We start from the raw sequence: 21,648 nt of genomic DNA on the forward strand, positions 1-21,648 counted from the left end.
CGCTCGGCGGTGAACTTCTGGCGGGTGATGGGCGAGACCACTCATCGTGAACTGGGCGCCGGCTCGCGCGTGGCCCTCAATGCGGCGTTCTCGTTCGACATGTCCTTGAAGGGCATCCTGCAACTGTTGTCGGGTCATGCGCTGGTGCTGATCCCGCAGTCGATCCGCGCCAACGGCCCGGCGATGCTGGACTTCATCGATCGTTACCGCATCGATGCCTTCGACAGCACACCCTCGCAGTTGGAGGTATTGCTGGCGGCCGGCCTGATCGGCAAGCCCGGTCATCAGCCGACCAGCGTGCTGCTCGGCGGCGAGCCGATCGGCAAGGCGATGTGGGACAAGCTCAAAGCGTCGCCGAGCATCCACTTCCACAATATGTACGGCCCGACCGAGTGCACGGTCGATGCGACCATCGGCAGCATCCGCGATGCGGTCGGCGGCCCGAATATCGGCCGTCCGATTGCGAATACGCCGGTGTATCTGCTCGACGCGCGCGGCGAGCCGGTGCCGGTCGGCGTGCCGGGCGAATTGTTCCTCGGCGGCGTGCAAGTCGCACGCGGTTACCTGGATCGCCCGGAGCTGACCGCCGAGCGTTTCCTGCGCGATCCGTTCTCGACCGAAGCCGATGCGCGCATGTACAAGACCGGCGATCTCGGCCGCTGGCGCGCCGACGGCACGATCGAATACCTGGGCCGCAACGATTTCCAGGTCAAGATCCGTGGTTTCCGCATCGAACTCGGCGAGATCGAAGCGCGCCTGGCCGCCTGCGACGGTGTGCGCGAAGCGGTGGTGATCGCACGCGAAGACGACAGCGGCGACAAACGCTTGGTTGCGTACGTGGTGGCGGAGCAGGGCGCCGAGATCTCGGTGACCAATCTGCGCGAAGCGCTGGCGCGCGACTTGGCGGAGTACATGATCCCGAGCGCGTTCGTCGCCCTGGACGCCTTGCCCTTGAACCCGAACGGCAAGCTCGACCGCAAGGCGCTGCCGTCGCCGGACCAATCGGCATTGGCGAGCCGCGAGTACGAAGCGCCGCTCGGCGAAGTCGAGCAGACCCTGGCCGAAATCTGGCAGGACTTGCTCGGGATCGAGCGGGTCGGCCGCCACGACCACTTCTTCGAGCTCGGCGGTCACTCGCTGCTGATCATGCAATTGGCGATCCGGGTGCGCGAGCAGTTCCATGTGGAAGTGCCGTTGCGGGATTTGTTCGAACGTCCGCTGCTGTCGGTGCTGGCCGATGCGATCAAGGCCTTGCAGGTCGAGGTCTTCCTCGGCGACGAGCTCGGCGACATGCAGGACGAGTTGGATTCGATGTCGGAAGACGAATTGCGCAAGCTGCTGGAAAGGGAATCCGTAGATGAATAAGCAGGACCAGGCTCTGGAAGAGCTGAAACAGGCGATTTTGCGCAACCGGCTCAAGAAACGCATCGAACAGCGCGGCGACGACCTCGCCGCGCCTACGATCCCGCTCGCCGACCGCAGCGCGCCGCTGCCGCTGTCGTGGGCGCAGCAGCGCCTGTGGTTTCTCGATCGGCTCGACCCGGCCGCCAGCGCCGCGTATCACATGCCGGTGGCGCTGCGCCTGAGCGGGCGCCTGGACCGCGCCGCGCTCAAGGCCACCCTCGACCGCCTGATCGCCCGCCACGAGAACCTGCGCACCTGCTTCGTCGAAGTCGACGGCGTGCCGACCCAAGTGGTCGCCTCGGCCGAGCGCGGCTTCGCTCTCGACGAACAAGACCTCGGCGCGCTGGCGCCGGACGCGCGCGAAACCGCCATCGCCGAACTCGGTGCGACCGAAGCGCGGGCGCCGTTCGACCTCGCCGCCGGCCCCTTGATCCGCGGCCGTCTGCTGCGTCTGGCCGACGACGAGCACGTGTTGCTGCTGACCCAGCACCACATCGTCTCCGACGGTTGGTCGATCGGCGTGCTGGTACGCGAAGTCACCGCGCTCTACAGCGCTTTCAGCCAGGGCCAGGCCGATCCGCTGCCGCCGCTGGCGATCCAGTACGCCGACTACGCGGTCTGGCAGCGCCAATGGCTGCAAGGCGATGCCTTACAGGGGCAACTGGATTTCTGGCGCGGCCATCTCGGCGGCGCACCGGCCTTGCTGGAATTGCCGAGCGACCGGCCGCGCCCGCCGGTGCAGCGCTATGCCGGCGGCCGCGTCGATCTGCGCTTGACCCCGCAGCTGACTGCGTCCCTGCATGCCTTGTCGCAACGTCACGGCACGACCATGTTCATGGTCCTGTTGGCGGCGTGGGCGACTCTGTTGGCGCGTTTGAGCGGTCAGGACGAAGTCGTCATCGGCAGCCCGGTGGCCAATCGCCGCCACAGCGAAGTCGAGCCCTTGATCGGTTTCTTCGTCAACACCATCGCCTTGCGCATCGATTTCAGCGGCAAGCCCGACGTCGCTGCCTTGCTGGCCCAGGTCAAGGCCGCCACGCTCGGCGCCTACGCCCACCAGGACGTGCCGTTCGAGCAGGTCGTGGAAGCCCTGCAGCCGGCGCGCAGCCTGAGCTACGGGCCGGTGTTCCAGACCATGCTGGCGTTCAACAACACGCCGGGCAACAGCGAACTGAGCTTGCCGGGCCTGAGCCTGGAAATGCTCGGCACCTCGCGCTACACCGCGCATTTCGATCTGGAACTCGGGCTGCGCGAGATCGACGGCGCAGTCGAGGGCAACATCGGTTACGCCAGCGATCTGTTCGATCACGCCACCATCGAGCGTTATGCCGGTTACTTCGTCAGCGTGCTCGAAGGTCTGGCCGCCGAAGGCGCCGAGCCGGTCGCGCGCCTGCCGCTGATGGCCGCCGCCGAGCGCGAGCGCGTGCTCGAAGGCTTCAACGACAGCGCGGTGGAGTTTCCGCCGCAGCGCGTGCTGCACCAGTTATTCGAGCAGCAGGCCCAGCGCACCCCGGATGCCTGCGCATTGGTATTCGAGGAGAACCGCCTCGGTTACGCCGAACTCAACCGCCGCGCCAATCGGGTCGCGCATCGCTTGATCGCGCTCGGCGTCAAACCCGACGACCGCGTCGCGATCTGCGCCGAGCGCGGGCCGGAGTTGGTGGTCGGCGTGCTCGGCATCCTTAAGGCCGGCGCCGGCTACGTGCCGCTCGATCCGGCCTATCCCGACGAACGCCTGGCCTACATGCTCGGCGACAGCGCACCGCTGGCGCTGCTGAGCCAACACAGCCTGCTCGCCGAGGTGCCAGCCCTGGCCGCTTCTCGCGTGCCGCTGATCGACCTCGACGGTGCCGCACTCGCCGCCGAGCCCGAGCACGATCCGCTCGTCGCCGGCCTGACGCCGGACCATTTGGCCTACGTCATCTACACCTCGGGCTCGACCGGCGAGCCCAAGGGCGTGGCGATGCCGCAAGCGCCGCTGGTCAACTTGATCGATTGGCAGTGCCGCGACCAGGCCGGTCGCGCCGTCGGCGAGAAGGTGCTGCAGTTCTCCGCGCTCGGTTTCGACGTCGCCTTCCAGGAACTGTTCTATACGCTAGCCTCGGGCGGTTGCCTGATGCTGTTGCGCGAGGCGACCCGCCAGGACCCGTTCGCGCTGGTCGATTTCATCAAGCGCCACGAGGTGCAGCGGATCTTCCTGCCGTTCGTGGCCTTCCAGGGGCTGGTTGCGGCCGCCGAGCGCAATGGCGAAGCCTTGCCGTCGCTGACCCGCGTGGTCACCGCCGGCGAGCAGTTGTTCGTCAACCCGGCGATCCGCAGTTTCTTCGCCCGCGTCCCCGGACGCGAGCTGCACAATCATTACGGCCCGACCGAAAGCCACGTCTGCACCGCCCACACCTTGTCCGGCGACCCGATGACGTGGCCGGCGACCCCGCCGATCGGCGCGCCGATCGCCAATGCGCGCATCTACCTGCTCGACAGCGAGCGCCAGCCGGTGCCGCCCGGCGTCAACGGCGAGATCTATATCGGCGGCGCCTGCCTGGCGCGCGGTTATCTCGGCCGCCCCGAACTCAGCACCGAGCGCTTCCTGGCCGACCCCTTCGTCGCCGACGCCGATGCGCGCATGTACAAGACCGGCGACCTCGGCCGCTGGCTGCCCGACGGCACCGTCGACTACCTCGGCCGCAACGATTTCCAGGTCAAGATCCGCGGCTTCCGGGTCGAGCTCGGCGAAATCGAGGCGCGCCTGTGCGCCTGCGCCGGCGTGCGCGAAGCGGTGGTGACCGCACGCGACGACCAGGCCGGCGGCAAGCGCCTGGTGGCGTATCTGCTGGCGGAGCCGGGCGCCGACGTGTCGGCAGCGACCTTGCGTGCCGCGCTGGCGCGCGATCTGGCCGAGTACATGCTGCCGTCGGCCTTTGTCAGCCTAGACGCCTGGCCGATGTCGCCCAACGGCAAGCTCGACCGCAGGGCGCTGCCGGCGCCGGACCAGTCCGCGCTCGCGCTGCGCGAATACGAAGCGCCGCAGGGCGAACTGGAACAGACGGTGGCCCGGGTCTGGTGCGAACTGCTCGGCCTGGAGCGCGCCGGGCGTCAGGACCAGTTCTTCGAACTCGGCGGGCATTCCCTGCTTGCGGTGCAGTTGGTCACGCGCCTGCGCGAAGCGCTCGGCGTCGAACTCGCGCTGCGCGAGGTGTTCGCCCATCCCGGCCTCGCTGCAATGGCCGCGGCGCTGGCCGGCGCCGGCCGTGCCGAGGACAGCGCCATCGCCTTGGCCGACCGCAGCGGCGCTTTGCCGCTGTCGTGGGCGCAACAGCGTCTGTGGTTCCTCGACCAGCTCGACCGCGCCGCCAGCGCCGCCTATCACATGCCGGCGGCGTTGCGCCTGAGCGGCACGCTCGACCGCGGCGCGCTCAAGCGCACCCTCGACGGCATCGTCGCCCGTCATGAAAACCTGCGCACCTGCTTCGTCGATGGCGGCGGCACGCCGGTGCAGGTGATCGCGCCGGCCGAGGTCGGCTTCGCCCTGATCGAACACGACCTTACAGACGTCGCTGCGGATGCGCGCGACGCCGCGGTCGCCGCACTGGCCGCGCAGGAAGCGCAGGCGCCGTTCGATCTCGCCGTCGGTCCCTTGATCCGCGGCCGTCTGCTGCGTCTGGCCGACGACGAACACGTGCTGCTGGTCACCCAGCATCACATCGTCTCCGACGGCTGGTCGCTCGGCGTGCTGGTGCGCGAAGTCAGCGCGCTGTACGCGGCGTTCCACGAAGGTCGCGCCGATCCCTTGCCGCCGTTGCCGATCCAGTACGTCGACTACGCCCTGTGGCAACGGCAGTGGCTGCAAGGCGAGACCCTGCAGGCGCAGCTGGATTTCTGGCGCGAGCATCTGCGCGGCGCACCGGCTTTGTTGGAACTTCCGGCCGACCGTCCGCGCCCGCCGTTGCAGAGCTATGCCGGCGACCGCGTCGCGCTGAGCCTGTCGCCGGTGCTGACCGCGTCGCTGCGCGCCTTGTCGCAGCGCCACGGCACCACGATGTTCATGACCTTGCTGGCCGCGTGGTCGGTGCTGCTGTCGCGCCTGAGCGGGCAGGACCAGGTCGTCATCGGCAGCCCGGTCGCGAACCGCCAGCGCGCCGAAGTCGAGCCGCTGATCGGCTTCTTCGTCAACACCCTGGCCCTGCGCGTCGACCTGAGCGCGGCGCCGAGCGTGGCCGCGCTGCTGGCACAGATCAAGGCCACCACCCTGGATGCCTATGCGCACCAGGATGTGCCGTTCGAGCAGGTGGTCGAAGCGGTGCAGCCGGCGCGCACCCTGAGCTACAGCCCGCTGTTCCAGAGCATGCTGGCCTTCAACAACACCCCCGACGGCGGCGCCCTGGAACTGCCGGGGCTGACCCTGGAAGCGGTCGGCGGCGCCCGCCACACCGCGCACTTCGACATCGAGCTGGCGGTCACCGATGCCGGCGCCACCCTCGAAGGCAACCTGGCTTTCGCCACCGATCTGTTCGAGCGCGCCACCATCGAGCGCTATGCCGGGCACTTCGTCCGCTTGCTCGAAAGCATGGTCGGCGACGATGCGCGCACGGTCGATGCCTTGCCGCTGCTGAGCGCCGGCGAGCGCGAGCAGGTGCTGCGCGGTTTCAACGCCACCGACATCGACTACCCGCACGACCGTTGCATCCACGGCGTGTTCGAGCAGTGCGCGGCCGAGCGGCCGACTGCGATCGCCGCGCGTTTCCAGGGGCGCAGCCTGAGCTACGCCGAATTGGACCGCCGCGCTAACCGCCTGGCCCATCGCCTGATCGCGCTCGGCGTCGTACCCGACGACCGCGTCGCGATCTGCGCCGAACGCGGCCTGGAACTGGTGGTGGGCCTGCTCGCCATCCTCAAGGCCGGCGCCGGCTACGTGCCGCTGGACCCGCAGCATCCCGACGAACGCCTGGCCTTCATGCTCGCCGACAGCGCGCCACGCGCGCTGCTCGCGCCGGCCGCCTTGCGCGAGTCCGTGGCCGCACTGGCACAGGCCGAGGCCGCCTTCGTGGCGATGGACGGGATCGCCGATGCGCAATCGCCGTCGCCGCTCGACCTCGCGCCCGACGTGGCCGGGCTCGGCTCGCGGCATCTGGCCTATGTCATCTACACCTCGGGCTCGACCGGCCTGCCGAAGGGGGTGATGGTCGAGCACCGCAACGTGCTGCGCCTGGTGATCAACAACGAATGCGCGCAGTTCGGCGTCGACGACGTCATCGGCCTGTGCGCCAACCCGGCCTTCGACGCCTCGACCTGGGAGCTGTGGGGCGCCTTGCTCAACGGCGCGCGCCTGGAAGTGATCGCCGCCGACGACGTGCTGGAGCCGGAGCGCTTCGCCGCGGCCCTGATCGACGGCGGCGTGACCGCGCTGTGGCTGACCGTGGGCCTGTTCAACGAGTATGTCGACGCCCTGGCGCCGGCCTTCGCCGGCCTGAACCATCTGCTGATCGGCGGCGATGCGCTCGACCCGCGCAGCGTCGCGCGCGCGCTCGGCCGCGCGCAGCGGCCGCGGCGCCTGGTCAACGGCTACGGCCCGACCGAGACCACGACCTTCGCCACCAACTTCGAGATCGCCGCGGTCGCCGAGGGCGCACGCAGCATCCCGATCGGCAAGCCGATAGCCAACACCCGCGTGTACTTGCTCGACGCGCGCGGCGAGCCGGTGCCGGTCGGCGTCGCCGGCGAGCTCTACATCGGCGGCCCGGGCGTCGCCCGCGGGTATCTCAATCGCGATGAGCTCAGCGCCGAACGTTTCGTCGTCGACCCCTTCGGCGATGAGCCGGGCGCACGCCTGTACCGCAGCGGCGACCTCGGCCGCTGGCAGGCAGACGGCAGCATCGAGTTCCTCGGCCGCAACGATTTCCAGGTCAAGATCCGCGGTTTCCGCATCGAGCTCGGCGAGATCGAAGCACGCCTGATCGACTGCGCCGGTGTGCGCGAAGCGGTGGTGTTGGCGCGCGAAGACCAGCCCGGCGACAAGCGCCTGGTGGCCTATGTGATCGCCGACGACGGCGCCGAAGTCTCGGCGGCAGCGTTGCGCGAGGCGCTGGCCAAGAACCTGGCCGATTACATGCTGCCGTCGGCGTTCGTGAGCCTGGCCACGTGGCCGCTGACCGCTAACGGCAAGCTCGACCGCAAGGCGCTGCCGGCGCCGGATGCGTCGGCGGTGGCGGCGCGCGAGTACGAAGCGCCGCAAGGCGAGGCCGAAACCGCGGTTGCGGCGATCTGGTCCGAGCTGCTCGGCCTGCAGCGGGTCGGCCGCCACGACCATTTCTTCGAACTCGGCGGTCATTCCCTGCTCGCCGTGCAATTGACCACGCGCTTGCGCGAGAGCCTCGGTGCGGCGCTGGCGCTGCGCGAGGTGTTCGCGAAGCCGACCCTGGCGGCGATGGCGGCGGCCCTGTCCGGTGCCGAACGCACCGGCGAAGCGGCGATCCCGCGCGCCGATCGCACCGCGGCCTTGCCGCTGTCGTGGGCGCAGCAACGCCTGTGGTTCCTCGACCGGCTGGATCCGGCAGCGGGCGCGGCCTATCACATGCCGACCGCTTTGCGCCTCAGCGGCCGTCTCGACCGCGATGCGCTCAAGGCGACCCTCGATCGCATCGTCGCCCGCCACGAAAATCTGCGCACTTGTTTCGTCGAAACCGACGGGATCGCATCGCAATCGATCGCGCCGGCCGACCGTGGCTTCGACCTGGTCGAGATCGATCTGCGCGGCCTCGATGCCGATGCGCGCGAACGCGCGGTTGCCGAGCTCGGCGCAGAAGAGGCGCGCGCGCCGTTCGACCTCGCTGCCGGCCCGCTGATCCGCGGACGTTTGCTGCGCATGGCTGCAGACGAGCACGTGCTGCTGTTGACCCAGCATCACATCGTCTCCGACGGTTGGTCGCTCGGCGTGCTGGTCAAGGAAGTCACCGCGCTGTACGCGGCCTTCAGCCAGGGCCAGGACGACCCGCTGCCGCCGTTGCCGATCCAGTACGCCGACTACGCGCAGTGGCAGCGGCAATGGCTGCAGGGCGAAACCCTGCGCCGACAACTCGGTTTCTGGCGCGAGCACCTGCACGGTGCGCCCGCGCTGCTGGAACTGCCGACCGACCGGCCGCGCCCGCCGTTGCAGAGCTATGCCGGCGACCGCGTCGGCCTGAGCCTGTCGCCGCGACTGACCGCCGAGCTGCGCGAGTTGTCGCAGCGCCAAGGCGCGACTTTGTTCATGACCTTGCTGGCGGCGTGGTCGAGCCTGTTGTCGCGCTTGAGCGGGCAGGGCGAGATCGTCGTCGGCAGCCCGGTCGCCAATCGCCAGCGCGCCGAGATCGAGCCGCTGATCGGCTTCTTCGTCAACACCCTGGCCTTGCGCATCGAGGTCGACGGACAGGCCAGCGTCGCCGATCTGCTCGGCCGTGTGCGCAGCACCATGCTCGACGCCTACGCCCACCAGGACGTGCCGTTCGAGCAGGTGGTCGAAGCGGTACAGCCGGCGCGCAGCCTGAGCTACAGCCCGCTGTTCCAGACCATGTTCGCGTTCAACAACACCCCGGGTGGCGGCGCGCTGCAGTTGCCGGGATTGGAGCTGGAAAGCATCGGCCGTCCGCTGCATACCGCCCACTTCGATCTCGAACTGGCCCTGGCCGACAGCGGCGACAGCCTGCAGGGCAATCTGTCCTTCGCCAGCGACCTGTTCGAGCGCGAGACCATCGAACGCTACGCCGGCTATTTCGTGAGTCTGCTCGAAGCCATGGTCGCCGACGCGCAATGCCCGGTCGCCCGCCTGCCGCTGCTATCGGCGGCCGAACGCGAGCATGTGCTGGAAGACTTCAACGATACCGGCTTCGACTATCCGCGCGAGCGCTTGTTGCATCAGCCGTTCGAAGCGCAGGTGCGGGCGACGCCGGACGCGACCGCGGTGGTCTGCGGCGACCAGCGCTTGAGCTATGCCGAACTGAACCGCCGCGCCAACCGCATCGCTCACCGTCTGCTGGCGTTGGGTGTGCGCGCCGACGACCGTGTCGCGATCTGTCTCGAACGCGGTCCGGCGCTGGTCGCCGGCGTGCTCGGCATCCTCAAGGCCGGCGCGGCCTACGTGCCGCTGGACCCGAACTATCCGCCGGACCGTCTGGCCTACATGCTCGCCGACAGCGCGCCGATGGCGTTGTTGAGTCAGACGTCTTTGGGCGGTTTGCTCGGCGAGGTCGAAGTGCCGGTGTTGTTCGCCGACGATGCGGCTTTGGCCGATCAGCCCGGGCACGACCCCGTCGTCGACGGTCTGACTGCGCGTCATCTGGCCTACGTGATCTACACCTCCGGTTCGACCGGTCAGCCCAAGGGCGTGGCGATCGAACACGCGAACGCAGCCAATTTCATCGCCTGGGCGAACGCCAGCTTCAGCGCCGAACAGCTGCGCGACACGCTGTTCTCGACCTCGATCAACTTCGACCTGGCGGTGTACGAGCTGTTCGCGCCACTGAGCATCGGCGCGCAGATCACGTTGGTGCGCGACGTGCTCGCGACCGACCCGGGCAGCCCGCTGAGCCTGATCAACACCGTGCCCTCGGGCATCAACGCCTTGCTGCAGAGCGGCGGGGTGCCGGCGACGGTACGCACGGTCAATCTGGCCGGCGAGCCGCTCAAGCGCGCTTTGGTCGAGCAGATCTTCGCCCAGACCGACGTGGCCATGGTCGCGAACCTGTACGGCCCGACCGAGACCACGACCTATTCGACCTGGGTGGCGATGGACCGCGCCAACGGTTTCGTCTCGCATATCGGCAAGCCGGTCGCGAACACTCGCATCTACATCGTCGACGCGCACCTGGAGCCGGTGCCGGTCGGGGTGGTCGGCGAGCTGTATATCGGCGGCGAAGGCGTGGCGCGCGGTTATCTGCACCGCCCGGAGCTTACCGCGGAACGTTTCGTCCACGACCCCTTCGTCGCCCACGAAGCCGCGCGGATGTACAAGACCGGCGACCTCGGCCGCTGGCGTGCCGACGGCACGATCGAATACCTGGGTCGCAACGATTTCCAGGTCAAGATCCGCGGTTTCCGCATCGAGCTCGGCGAGATCGAGACCAGGCTCGCGGCCTGTGAGGGCGTGCGCGAAGCGGTGGTGGTGGCGCGCGAAGGCGAGGGCGGCGACAAGCGCCTGATCGCTTACGTGGTCCCCACTGACGGCGTCGAGCTGACGGCGGCGCGCCTGCGCGAGCAGCTGTCGCGCAGCCTGGCCGAGTTCATGCTGCCGAGCGCCTTCGTGACCCTGGCGGCCTTGCCGCTGACCCCGAACGGCAAGCTCGACCGTAAGGCGCTGCCGGCGCCCGGCGACGACGCGGTGATCCGCCGCGACTTCGAAGCGCCGCAGGGCGAAACCGAAACCGCGCTTGCGGCGATCTGGTGCGAGCTGCTGGGCCTGGAGCAGGTTGGTCGCCAGGATCGGTTCTTCGAACTCGGCGGGCATTCGCTGTTGGCCCTGCAACTGGTCACCCGACTGCGTTCGACCCTCGGCCTCGAGTTCGCCCTGCGCGAAGTGTTCGCGCAGCCGAGTCTCGAAGGCATGGCACGTGCCCTGGATCGCATCGACCGCGCCGCCGCATCGTTGGCGCCGATCGCACCGGCCGACCGCAGCGGGCCGCTGCCGCTGTCCTGGGCGCAGCAACGCCTGTGGTTCCTGGATCAGCTCGATCCGGCCGCGGGTGCGGCCTACCACATGCCGGCGGCGCTGCGTTTGAGCGGCAGGTTGGATCGCGAGGCGCTCAAGGCCGCGCTCAACCGGGTCGTCGCCCGTCACGAAAACCTGCGCACGTGTTTCGCCGAGGTCGATGGCGAGCCGGTGCAGCTGATCGCCGCGGCCGATGCCGGCTTCGCCCTGATCGAACACGACCTGCGCGAACTCGAGGAGACGGCGCGCGAACATGCGCTGGCCAGCTTGAGCTTGCAAGAGGCCCGTGCACCGTTCGATCTCGCTCGCGGCCCGCTGATCCGCGGCCGCTTGTTGCATCTGCGCGACGACGAGCACGTGTTGCTGGTCACCCAGCACCACATCGTCTCCGACGGCTGGTCGATTGGCGTGTTGGTGCGCGAAGTGGCGGCGTTGTATGCGGCCTTCCACGAGGGCCGCACCGATCCACTGCCGCCGCTGCCGATTCAGTATGCCGACTACGCGGTGTGGCAACGGCAATGGCTGCAGGGCGAAGCGCTGAGCGAGCAGGTCGAGTTCTGGCGCGGGCAACTGCGTGGGGCACCGGCGTTGTTGGAACTGCCGAGCGACCGTCCGCGCCCGCCGGTGCAGAGCTATGCCGGCGATCGGGTCGAGCTGCGTCTGTCGGCGCAGGCTTCGGCGGCCTTGCGCGCCTTGTCGCAGCGTCACGGCACGACCGTGTTCATGACCTTGCTCGCGGGTTGGGCGAGCTTGCTGTCGCGCCTGAGCGGGCAGGACGAGGTCGTGATCGGCAGTCCGGTCGCCAATCGCCAGCGCACCGAGATCGAACCGCTGATCGGTTTCTTCGTCAACACCCTGGCGCTGCGCATCGGCGTCGACGGCCGGGCCAGCGTCGCCGAACTGTTGGCGCAGGTGAAGGCGACCATGCTCGATGTCTACGCCCACCAGGAACTGCCGTTCGAGCAGGTGGTCGAGGCGGTGCAGCCGGCGCGCAGCTTGAGCTATGGGCCGTTGTTCCAGACCATGTTCGCCTTCAACAACACCCCGGGCGGCGGCGCGCTGAGCCTGCCGGGGCTGGCGCTGGAATCGATCGACAGCCCGCTGACGACGACCCAGTTCGACCTGTCGCTGGCCTTGGCCGACGGCGCCGACGGCATCGCCGGCAGCCTGGCGTATGCGACCGCGCTGTTCGACCGCACCACCGCCGAACGCTACGCCGCCTGCCTGGTGTCGCTGCTCGAAGCGATGGCCGCCGACGAGCGCTGCGCCATCGCCGCGTTGCCGCTGCTGGGCGCGCCACAGCGCGAGCAGGTGCTGCGTAGCTTCAACGACACCGAGACAAAGTTCGTTCTGCCGGCCTCGATCCCTCGTGGCTTCGAACTGCAGACACAACGCACGCCCGAGGCCGAGGCCCTGGTCTGCGGCGAACGCAGCCTGAGCTACGCCGAACTCAACCGCCGCGCCAACCGCGTCGCCCATCGCCTGATCGCGCTGGGCGTGCGTGCCGACGACCGGGTCGCGATCCGGGTCGAGCGCGAGATCGAGACCATCGTCGGCGTGCTCGGCATCCTCAAGGCCGGCGCCGGCTACGTGCCGCTGGACCCGGCCTATCCGAGCGAGCGCCTGGACTACATGCTCGCCGACAGCGCGCCGGTGGCCTTGTTGACGACGTCCACGGCATCGCCGCTCGCGACCACGCTGCCGGTGATCGCGCTCGACGACGCGGCGCTGACCGAACAACCCGAACACGATCCGGAGCTGACCGCAATCGGCCCGCAGCAGTTGGCCTATGCGATCTACACCTCCGGTTCGACCGGGCGGCCCAAGGGGGTGATGGTCGAGCACCGCAACGTGCTCAATCTGTGGGCCGCGCTGGAACGCGAGGCTTTCGTCCATTGCGCGGCCGGTGCGCGGGTTGCGCTCAACGCCGGCCTGTCCTTCGATGCCTCGCTGCAAGCGCTGACCCAGTTGCTGTCCGGCCGCAGCGTGGTGCTGGTGCCGGCCGAGATTCGCGCCGACGCCGGAGCGATGCTGGAGTTCCTGGTGCGCGAACGCATCCAGGCCTTCGACTGCACGCCGGCCCAGTTCGAGCTGTTGATCGAACGCGGCCTGCTGCGGCGCGACGGCACCGATTTGCGCATGGTGTTGATCGGCGGCGAAGCGCTGTCGGCACGCGCCTGGGACGCCGCCGCGGCCTCGTCGCTGCACTGCTTCAACGTCTACGGCCCGACCGAGTGCACGGTCGACGCCACCCTGGCGCCGATCCGCGCCGGTGTTGCCCCGCATATCGGCAAGCCGATCGCCAACACCCAGGTCTACGTCCTCGACGGCGAACGCCAGCCGGTGCCGGTCGGGGTGACCGGCGAGATCCACATCGGCGGCGCCGGCGTGGCCCGCGGCTACCTGCATCGGGCGGAGCTCACCGACGAGCGTTTCCTCGCCGACCCGTTCGCGGACGCGGAGGGTGCGCGCATGTACCGCACCGGCGACCTCGGACGCTGGCGCGAGGACGGCCGCATCGAATACCTGGGCCGCAACGATTTCCAGGTCAAGATCCGCGGCCACCGCATCGAACTCGGCGAGGTCGAGGCCCGTCTGGGCGAATGCGACGGCGTGCGCGAGGCGGTGGTGGTCGCACGCGAAGACCAGGCCGGCGACCAGCGTCTGGTGGCATACCTGCTGGCGCGCGGCGACGCCGCACCGAGTGCGGCGGCGTTGCGCGAGCGGCTGGCGCGTTCGCTCGCCGAACACATGCTGCCGGCGGCGTTCGTGGTGCTGCCGGGCTGGCCGCTGACCGCCAACGGCAAGCTCGACCGCGCCGCCTTGCCGGCGCCGGATGGCGCGGCGCGGGTCCAGCACGCCTACGTTGCGCCGCAGGGCGCGACCGAAGCGGTCATCGCCGAAGTCTGGTCGCAATTGCTCGGCGTCGAGCGGGTGGGGCGGCACGACCGCTTCTTCGAACTCGGCGGCCATTCGCTGCTGGCGATCCGGGTGGTGCACGAACTGCGTGCGCGCCTCGGCGTGGCCGTGCCGCTGTCGGCGACCTTCTCGGCGCCGACCTTGGCGGCCTTGGCGGCGGCGATCGACGAGCAAGACCTGCGCCCGGCCTCGCTGTGCGTGCCGCTGCAAGCGGCGGCGACGGGCCGGCCGATGTTCTGCGTGCATCCGGTCGGCGGCCAGGTTTCGTTCTATACCGCCCTGGCCGCGCGCTTGGCGGTACTCGGGCCGGTCTACGGCCTGCAATCGCCGGAAGCCGCGGGCCTGCCGCAGCGCCCGGCTTCGTTGCAGGCGATGGCCCAGGCCCAGGTCGAGGCGATCCGCACTGTGCAGCCGCAGGGTCCGTATCGTCTGCTCGGTTGGTCGAGCGGCGGCATCCTCGCGGCGGCGATCGCCCAGCAATTGATCGCCGCTGGCGAGCGGGTCGAATACCTCGGCCTGCTCGATACCCATCTGCCGATCGCCGGTCTCGACAAAGACCCGATGCGCGCGGCCGAGGTCGCCCTGCGCGCCGAGTTGCAAGGGCGCGGTCTGGCCTGGCCGAGGTCGGTCGAGTTCGACGGGCTGGACATCGAGGTGCTGTCGGCGCAGCGCTTCGAACAAGTCGAGTCGTTGTTGCAGCGCCTGGGCTGGCGCGATGCCGATGCCGCGGCCTTCGCCCATCTGCAGGCGCAGTGGCCGGTGACCCGTGCGCATCTGCAACTGTTGTCGGGCTATACAGCCAGCCGCATCGACGCGCCGGTGCAGGCCTTCCGCGCCGATTCGTCGGACCGCGTCGCCGAAGGCATCGAAGCGATCAGCGGCGGCTTCGAGGCGATCGCGGTCGATGCCGGCCACTACGCCATGCTCGCCGAGCCGCACGCGCAGCGCATCGCCGCGGCCATCGCCGAGTTCCTCGCCCATCCCTCGTCCACGCGCATTACCCGCATCGGCGCCGATGCCGAGCGCGCCCTCGCCGAGACCCTGACATGAGTTCGTCGCTTTCCTTGCAGACCACGCCGTGGTTGATCCGCACGCCGTCTTCGACCCGGCGCATGCGCCTGTTCTGCTTCTCCTACGCCGGCGGCAACGCCTTCAACTTCTTCCGCTGGCAGGAGGCGCTCGACCCGGCCGTCGAAGTCTGCGCGGTGCAGTTGCCGGGGCGCAGCGCGCGCATCGCCGAGGAGCCGATTGGGTCCTTGCCGGCGTTGTTGCAGGCGGTGGCGCCGGTGATCTCGCGCATGGACGACCTGCCGTGCGCGTTCTTCGGCCACAGCGTCGGTGCCCTGGTCGCGTTCGAGTTGAGCCGCTACCTGCGCCTGCACGGCTTGAGCACGCCGAGCCATTTGTTCATGTCCGGTTGCCATGCGCCGCAGTTCCGCAGCCCGACCCGGCAACTGCACACCTTGTCGGATGCGCAGTTCACCGAGGTGCTGCGCGAGTACGAGGGCACGCCGCCGGAAGTTCTGGAAAGCCGCGAGCTGATGGAACTGCTGCTGCCGGCGATCCGCGCCGATTTCGCCATCGCCGAGAACTATCGCTACCGCCACGGCCCGCTGTTGCCGATGCCGATCAGCGTGTTCGCCGGGCGCGAGGATCTGAACAAGGAGCCCGGCCAGGTCGACGGCTGGCACAAAGAAACCTCGGGCGCCTGCCAGGTGACCTGGTTCGACGGCGGCCACTTTTTCGTCAACAGCCAGCGCGCCGCGGTGCTGGAGCAACTCAACGCGGAACTGACCGCAAGTTTGTGCGTATAGCCGCCGCGCCCGCATCGCGCCGGGCGAGACCGCAACCGCACAGTATTTCGAACGCTACGGATTTCAAGAACGACAGGGACCTGCCATGAACGTCAACGCGCTGTTCAACTCCGACCACCATCCGATCGTGATCACCCCCGCCGGCGATGCCAGCCAGGCGGCGCTGCACGATTACCTCGTCCAGAACCGCGAGCAGGTCCAGGCCTGGTTGCTCAAGCACGGCGGCATCCTGCTGCGCGGCTTCCAACTCGCCGGCGCCGAGGATTTCCGTGCCTGCTCCGAGCGCCTCGGCGCGCAGGCCTTCGACTACATCGGCGGCAATTCGCCGCGCAGCCGCGTCGCCGCCGACGTCTACACCTCGACCGAATACCCGGCCAGCGAAGTGATCAGCCTGCACAACGAGATGTCCTACCTGCCGCGCTGGCCGCGACGCCTGTTCTTCCACAGCGTGATCCCGGCCGCCTCGGGCGGACAGACCTCGCTGGCCAACAGCAGCGACGTGCTGCGCGCGGTGCCCGAGGAGATCGTGCGCAAGCTGCGCGAGCGCGGCATCAACTACGTGCGCAATTTCCAGTCGAGCATCCCGCTCGGCAAGAACTGGCAGACCACCTACCAGACCCAGGACCGGGCCGAGGTCGAGAGCATCGCCGCCGAGCAGGGCTCGACCTGCCGCTGGCAGGCCGACGGCGTGCTGCGCGTGACCACGCGTTGCGACGCCTTCGTCACCCACCCGCAGACCGGCCAGGAGGTGTGGTTCAACCAGGCCGAGCAGTGGCACCCCTCGGCGCTGAACCCGCAACTGCGCAGCATGTACGAGCAGATGGTCGGCAAGGGCAATCTGCCGCACGAGTGCGAGTACGGCGATGGCGAGCCGATGGAAGAGGAAGCCCTGGCCGAGGTGCGCCGCGCGCTCGACGCCAGCAAGCTGCTGTTCGACTGGCAGCGCGGCGACCTGCTGATGATCGACAACATCCTGATGATGCACGGCCGCGAATCGTTCAAGGGAGAACGCAAGACGCTCGCCTACCTGTCCGAGACCTGATCCGGACCCGACGCGCCACGCCTTCTTCCAGCCCCACCTTTGGACACCACATGACTGCAGATTTTCCCGCCTCGCGGCTGCGCGCCGGTTCGGTGCTGATGCTGACCCTGTTGGTCAGCGCGCCGGCCTGCGCCTCGATCGTGATCGACGGCAAGCTCGACGAAACCGAATGGGAACAGGCCAAGCGCTACGACGACTTCAAGGTCACCGAGCCGTATCGCCTGACCGCGCCCGACAGCGGCAGCGGCACCCAGGCGCGGCTGCTGTCGACGCCGGACGGCATCGTCGTCGCCTTCGTGCTCGAACAGGCGCCGGCGTTCGCGCGGGTCAAGCCGCGTCTGGAGCGCGACCAGGAGGACGTCATCGACGGCGTCAACTTCATGGTCGACTTCGACGGCGACGGCCGCACCGCTTACACCTTCAGCGTCGGCCTGTCGGGTTCGATCATGGACGGCGTGGTGACCAACGAGAACGTGCCCAACTACGACTGGGACACCGACTGGAGCTGGGCGGTCGAGGAGACCGAGAACGGCTGGCAGGTCGAGATGCTGATCCCGTGGACGGTGGCGCCGATGCGCGGCACCGACTCGGCCAGCCGCAACATCGCGGTGTATTTCAGCCGGGTGCTCGGCGGCAACGGCGAACGCCAGTCCTACCCGGCGGTGTCGATCGAACGCGGCCGTTTCGTTTCGGGTTTCGAGCGCTTGGAGATTCCGCAATACCGCAAGGCCTTGCTGCACTTCTGGCCCTATGTCACCGCCAACCACGACATGATCACCGGCCGCACCAAGTACAACGGCGGCGTCGATCTGTTCTGGAAGCCGTCGCCGCGCTTCCAGTTGAGCGCGACGGTGAATCCGGACTTCGGCCAGGTCGAGTCCGACGACCTGGTGATCAACTTCGACGCCATCGAGACCTTCTTCAGCGACCGGCGCCCGTTCTTCACCGAAAACCAGGGCATCTTCGACCTCAGCACGCCCGACCAGGGGCGGTTGATCCACACCCGCCGCATCGGCGGCGATGCCGACGACGGCAGCGGCGCCAGCGACATCGACGCCGCGATCAAGCTCAACGGCTCGCTGGGCCGGCTCAGCTATGGCGTGCTGGCCGCGACCGAAGACGGCGAGGCCGGTCGCGATTTCTACGCCGCGCGTTTGTTGTTCCCGGTGCACGACAAGCTCAGCATCGGCTGGCTCGGCACCGACACCGAACGCCCGTTCCGCGACCGCAGCGCGCAGGTGCAGGCGGTCGACATGAGCTGGCGGCCGAGCGATACGCTGGTGATCAACGGCCAGGTGCTCGGCAGCTTCATCGACCAGCGCGGCCGCAGCGTCAACGACAGCGGCGCCTGGATGCGCGTCAACTGGACGCCGTCGGAAAGCTGGCGTTACCGCTTCGAGGCCAATCACGTCGGCAACCACCTCGACTTCAACGACCTGGGCTACCAGCGCCGCGCCAGCCTCAACGAGGTCAAGCTCGCCGCCGACTACGTCCACCGCGTCAAAGACGAGGACGCCAACCTGCGCAGCGTGCGCTGGTTCGCCGACCTGCAGGCGCGCAGCAACGACCGCGGCGACCGTCTGCCGACCACCCTGGCGATCGTCAACAACTACAACTACCGCAGCGGCAACCGCCTGAATTTCAACGTCAGCCTGATCAGCTCCGGTTGGGACGACCTGATCTCGCGCGGCAACGGCCTGTGGAAGCGTTCGCAGCGTTATCGCTCCGAGGCCGAATTCGTCAGCCGCCGCTACGGCGATTGGACCTACGGGGCGGCGTTGTCGATGTTGCCGCAGGGCCTGTCGGGTAAGGCCACGCCGGAGCTGGAGCTGAGTGCGGTCTGGTATCCCAACGACGATTTCAATGCCCAATTGATCTTCAGCCCGGACCGCGGCAGCGACTGGCTGATCTGGGAAGACGGCCGTAACTTCGGCCGTTACTCGCGGCGCGGCGACTATGCCAGCCTCAACCTGAGCTGGTTCCCGGGCCTGCATCACGAGGTGCGCCTGAAGACCGAATGGGCCTCGGTGCGGGCCGATGGCGGTCAGGGCTACATCCTGCAGCCGAACGGGCAGATGCGGGCGAGCGGGCAGGCGAGGGCGGACTTCGACGTCAACAACTTCGGCCTGCAGTTGCGCTATCGCTACCTGCTCGGCCCGCAGTCGGACATCTTCGTGGCCTATTCGCGCGGCGGCTCGACCTTCCTCGAACGCGACCCGCTCGGCACCTACGATCAGTTCACCGACGCGCTGGAATTGCGCGATTCCGACCAACTGCTGGCCAAGATCCGCTATCGGTTCTGAGCCGCCCCAACATCGTCACGCGCCGCGGCGGCTACCGCGGCGCCGCGTTTCACAGGAGTACTGGACATGCATGCTTTCAAGGAAACCGCGCTATTCGCCGACGGCCGCGCACCGCGCGTATTCGAACCCGGCGCCGGCGAGCGCGATCTGGCCGCCTTCGTCTCGGCACGCCGCGAACTGATCGAAGAGCGTCTGCTCGAACACGGCGCCTTGCTGTTCCGCGGCTTCGACGTCGCTTCGGTCGCCGACTTCGAGGGTTTCGGCGAAGCGGTGTCGCCGCGCGCGCTCGACTATACCTATCGCTCGACCCCGCGCAGTTCGGTCGGCAAGGGCGTGTTCACCGCCACCGAGTACCCGCCCGACCAGGAGATCGCCCTGCATTGCGAGAACGCCTATCAGCGCGACTGGCCGCTGAAGATCGCGTTCTGCTGCCTGGTGGCGCCGCAGAGCGGCGGCGAGACCCCGATCGCCGACATGCGTCGGGTCGCCGCAGCCATCGGCGAGGAGCGTATGGACCGCTTCGAGGCGCGTGGCGTGCGTTATGTGCGCCACTACCGGCCCTATGTCGACATTCCCTGGGAGACGGTGTTCCAGACCTCCGACCGCGGCGAAGTCGCGCGTTTCTGCGAGGCCAACGGCATCGTCCACGAGTGGCTGGATGCGCAAACCCTGCGCACCGCCCAGACCAACCACGGCACGGCGCGGCACCCGCTGACCGGCGAACGCGTGTTCTTCAACCAGGCGCACCTGTTCCACGTCAGCAACCTCGGCGCCGAAGTGGCGACCTCGCTGCTCAACATGTTCGGTGCCGACCGTTTGCCGCGTCATGCCTATTACGGCGACGGCGGCGAGATCGCCGCCGAGGACCTGCAGGCGGTACGCGAGGCTTTCGCCGGGGCCTCGATCCGGTTCCCCTGGCAGGTCGGCGACGTGATGCTGCTCGACAACATGCAGATGGCGCACGGGCGCAAGCCGTTCAGCGGTGCCCGCAAGATCGTCGCGAGCCTGTTGGATGCGTACTCCGAGCGCGCCTCGAACGAACCGGCGCCGCTCGCGGCGACGGCCTGAGCCGCGCTCGCTGGGCACGGCATCGGCTTGAGTGAATACGTGCGGCAGCGCTCGTCTGCATGCCGCTCAGCGATGCTCCCGGCGCGGGCCGGGAGCATCGGGCTTACTGGAGCGGATAGGAGGAGTAGACCACCGCGTTGATCTTCCAGCCCTGTTCGGTCTTGACCAACTGCCAGGCTTCCTGGCCCTTGCCGGTCATGCGCTCGTCTTCGAGGAAGACGAAGTCGAAATGCACGCTGGCGATGGCGCCGTCGGTTTCGATTTTCACGTTCGAGAACTTCTCTTCGAAGCGTTCCTTGCCCTGGCTCATCTGCTCGGCGAACTCGACGTAGGTGCCGGGCTCGAGCTTCTTGAGCTTGGGGTTCTTGGCCTTGCGCTGGCGGAACTCTTCGTCGGAGGACACCAGGATCCAGGAATTGTGTTCGGGCAGGAACAGGCCCTTCAGGGTGGCCGAGTCCTTGGCGATGATCGCGGCCTTGAAGGTCTCGACGATGCCCTCGATTTCGCGCCTGGCTTGCGCGCGTCGGTCTTGCTCATGCTTGTCGGAGCCCTGGGGGGCCGCAGCCGGCGCCGTCTGCGCATGGGCGTGCAGGGACAGCGCCAGCAAGGCGAGGGCGCATAGATTCAGGATCGACTTCATGAGGGACTCCATTCGCTGGGGGCGCCGCCGCGATCGGGCGCGCGGGGCTATCGAACCGCCGGCCGGCGGCCCGCTCATCATGCCCCAGCGCCTGTGCGGCGGAGTCGACCCAGTTCGCGTAATGGGCAGGCCGCGGCGCGGGCTTTACACTGCGGCCATGCATCAAGACTCGCTGTTCGCGGCGCCGGCCGCTTCGCCCGATGTTCATCGATTGTTCTTCGCCCTGTTGCCCGATGCGGCGACCCAGGCGCGCATCGCCGCGGCCGCGGCGGCCCTGCACCGCGAACACGACGCCGGCGGGCGCCTGATCGGCGCTCACCGTTATCACCTGACCCTGCAATTCCTCGGTGACGCTTCCGAGTTCCAGCCCGAGCGCGCGGCGCGGGCGCAGGCCGCGGCGGCGAGCTTGGTCCTGCCGGCGTTCGATCTGCGGCTCGACCGCGCCGGCAGTTTCCGCAACAAGTCGGTGCCCTGGTGGCTCGGCAGCGAGCGCGCGCCGGAGGCCCTGGACGGCCTGTACCAACGGCTCGGCGTGGCCCTGGCCAAGGAAGGCGTGCGGGTCGAGTCCGGGCGCGCCCTGGTGCCGCACGTGACCATCGTCCGCGACGCCGTGCGTCCGTTGCATCCGCCGATCGCCATCGAGGCCATCGATTGGCGCGTCGACGCCTTCGTCCTTATCCACAGCCAGCTCGGCTCGCGCAACGCCTACGACGTGCTGGGGCAGTGGCCGCTGAGCGCGTAAGCGGCGCAGAATATGGCCTCATCGCCAGGCCGACGGTCGA

Annotated in this window: 8 protein-coding genes; 7 read left to right on the plus strand and 1 reads right to left on the minus strand. The window is 68.6% G+C overall.

Annotated features, from left to right (window positions below; genetic code table 11):
* The 6 genes from ACTJJK_RS17515 to ACTJJK_RS17540 all read left to right on the plus strand — a co-directional run.
* Positions 1-1,365: non-ribosomal peptide synthetase (locus ACTJJK_RS17515; protein WP_440730826.1), on the plus strand; the 1,365-nt coding region annotated here is incomplete at its 5' end.
* A complete protein-coding gene (locus ACTJJK_RS17520; protein WP_440730827.1) occupies positions 1,358-15,049 on the plus strand; it encodes an amino acid adenylation domain-containing protein in 13,692 nt (4,563 codons plus the stop codon). The genes ACTJJK_RS17515 and ACTJJK_RS17520, both read left to right, overlap by 8 nt.
* Entirely contained in the window at positions 15,046-15,813 is a 768-nt protein-coding gene (locus ACTJJK_RS17525) for a thioesterase II family protein (protein ID WP_440730828.1), read from the plus strand. The genes ACTJJK_RS17520 and ACTJJK_RS17525 overlap by 4 nt, the downstream gene beginning before the upstream one ends.
* Before the next feature lie 85 nt (positions 15,814-15,898).
* Complete coding sequence (locus ACTJJK_RS17530) at positions 15,899-16,855, plus strand: TauD/TfdA family dioxygenase (RefSeq protein ID WP_440730829.1); 957 nt, start codon at positions 15,899-15,901, stop codon at positions 16,853-16,855.
* 50 nt (positions 16,856-16,905) lie between these two features.
* On the plus strand, positions 16,906-19,158 hold the full coding sequence (locus tag ACTJJK_RS17535; protein WP_440730830.1) for a DUF5916 domain-containing protein: 2,253 nt from the start codon (positions 16,906-16,908) through the stop codon (positions 19,156-19,158).
* A gap of 66 nt (positions 19,159-19,224) precedes the next feature.
* A complete protein-coding gene (locus ACTJJK_RS17540) occupies positions 19,225-20,226 on the plus strand; it encodes a TauD/TfdA family dioxygenase (RefSeq protein ID WP_440730831.1) in 1,002 nt (333 codons plus the stop codon).
* Between the two features lie 103 nt (positions 20,227-20,329).
* Here ACTJJK_RS17540 and ACTJJK_RS17545 read toward each other — a convergent pair whose 3' ends face one another.
* Positions 20,330-20,866: a nuclear transport factor 2 family protein gene (locus ACTJJK_RS17545; RefSeq protein ID WP_051885228.1), complete on the minus strand. Its 537-nt coding sequence runs from the start codon at positions 20,864-20,866 to the stop codon at positions 20,330-20,332.
* 157 nt (positions 20,867-21,023) lie between these two features.
* Between ACTJJK_RS17545 and thpR the strand changes: the two genes are divergently transcribed.
* Entirely contained in the window at positions 21,024-21,608 is a 585-nt protein-coding gene (gene thpR, locus ACTJJK_RS17550; protein WP_440730832.1) for an RNA 2',3'-cyclic phosphodiesterase, read from the plus strand.
* The last annotated feature ends 40 nt before the right edge of the window (positions 21,609-21,648 follow it).

It is taken from the genome of Lysobacter sp. 22409 (genome assembly GCF_052045105.1).
Taxonomy (GTDB): domain Bacteria; phylum Pseudomonadota; class Gammaproteobacteria; order Xanthomonadales; family Xanthomonadaceae; genus Lysobacter; species Lysobacter antibioticus_B.

Excerpts from the sequence above, each read along its gene's own strand:
- ACTJJK_RS17525 (WP_440730828.1), top strand. The coding sequence starts at position 15,046 with ATGAGTTCGTCGCTTTCCTTGCAGACCACGCCGTGGTTGATCCGCACG.
- ACTJJK_RS17535 (WP_440730830.1), top strand. The coding sequence starts at position 16,906 with ATGACTGCAGATTTTCCCGCCTCGCGGCTGCGCGCCGGTTCGGTGCTG.
- ACTJJK_RS17545 (WP_051885228.1), bottom strand. The coding sequence starts at position 20,866 with ATGAAGTCGATCCTGAATCTATGCGCCCTCGCCTTGCTGGCGCTGTCC.
- ACTJJK_RS17540 (WP_440730831.1), top strand. The coding sequence starts at position 19,225 with ATGCATGCTTTCAAGGAAACCGCGCTATTCGCCGACGGCCGCGCACCG.
- thpR (WP_440730832.1), top strand. The coding sequence starts at position 21,024 with ATGCATCAAGACTCGCTGTTCGCGGCGCCGGCCGCTTCGCCCGATGTT.
- ACTJJK_RS17520 (WP_440730827.1), top strand. The coding sequence starts at position 1,358 with ATGAATAAGCAGGACCAGGCTCTGGAAGAGCTGAAACAGGCGATTTTG.
- ACTJJK_RS17530 (WP_440730829.1), top strand. The coding sequence starts at position 15,899 with ATGAACGTCAACGCGCTGTTCAACTCCGACCACCATCCGATCGTGATC.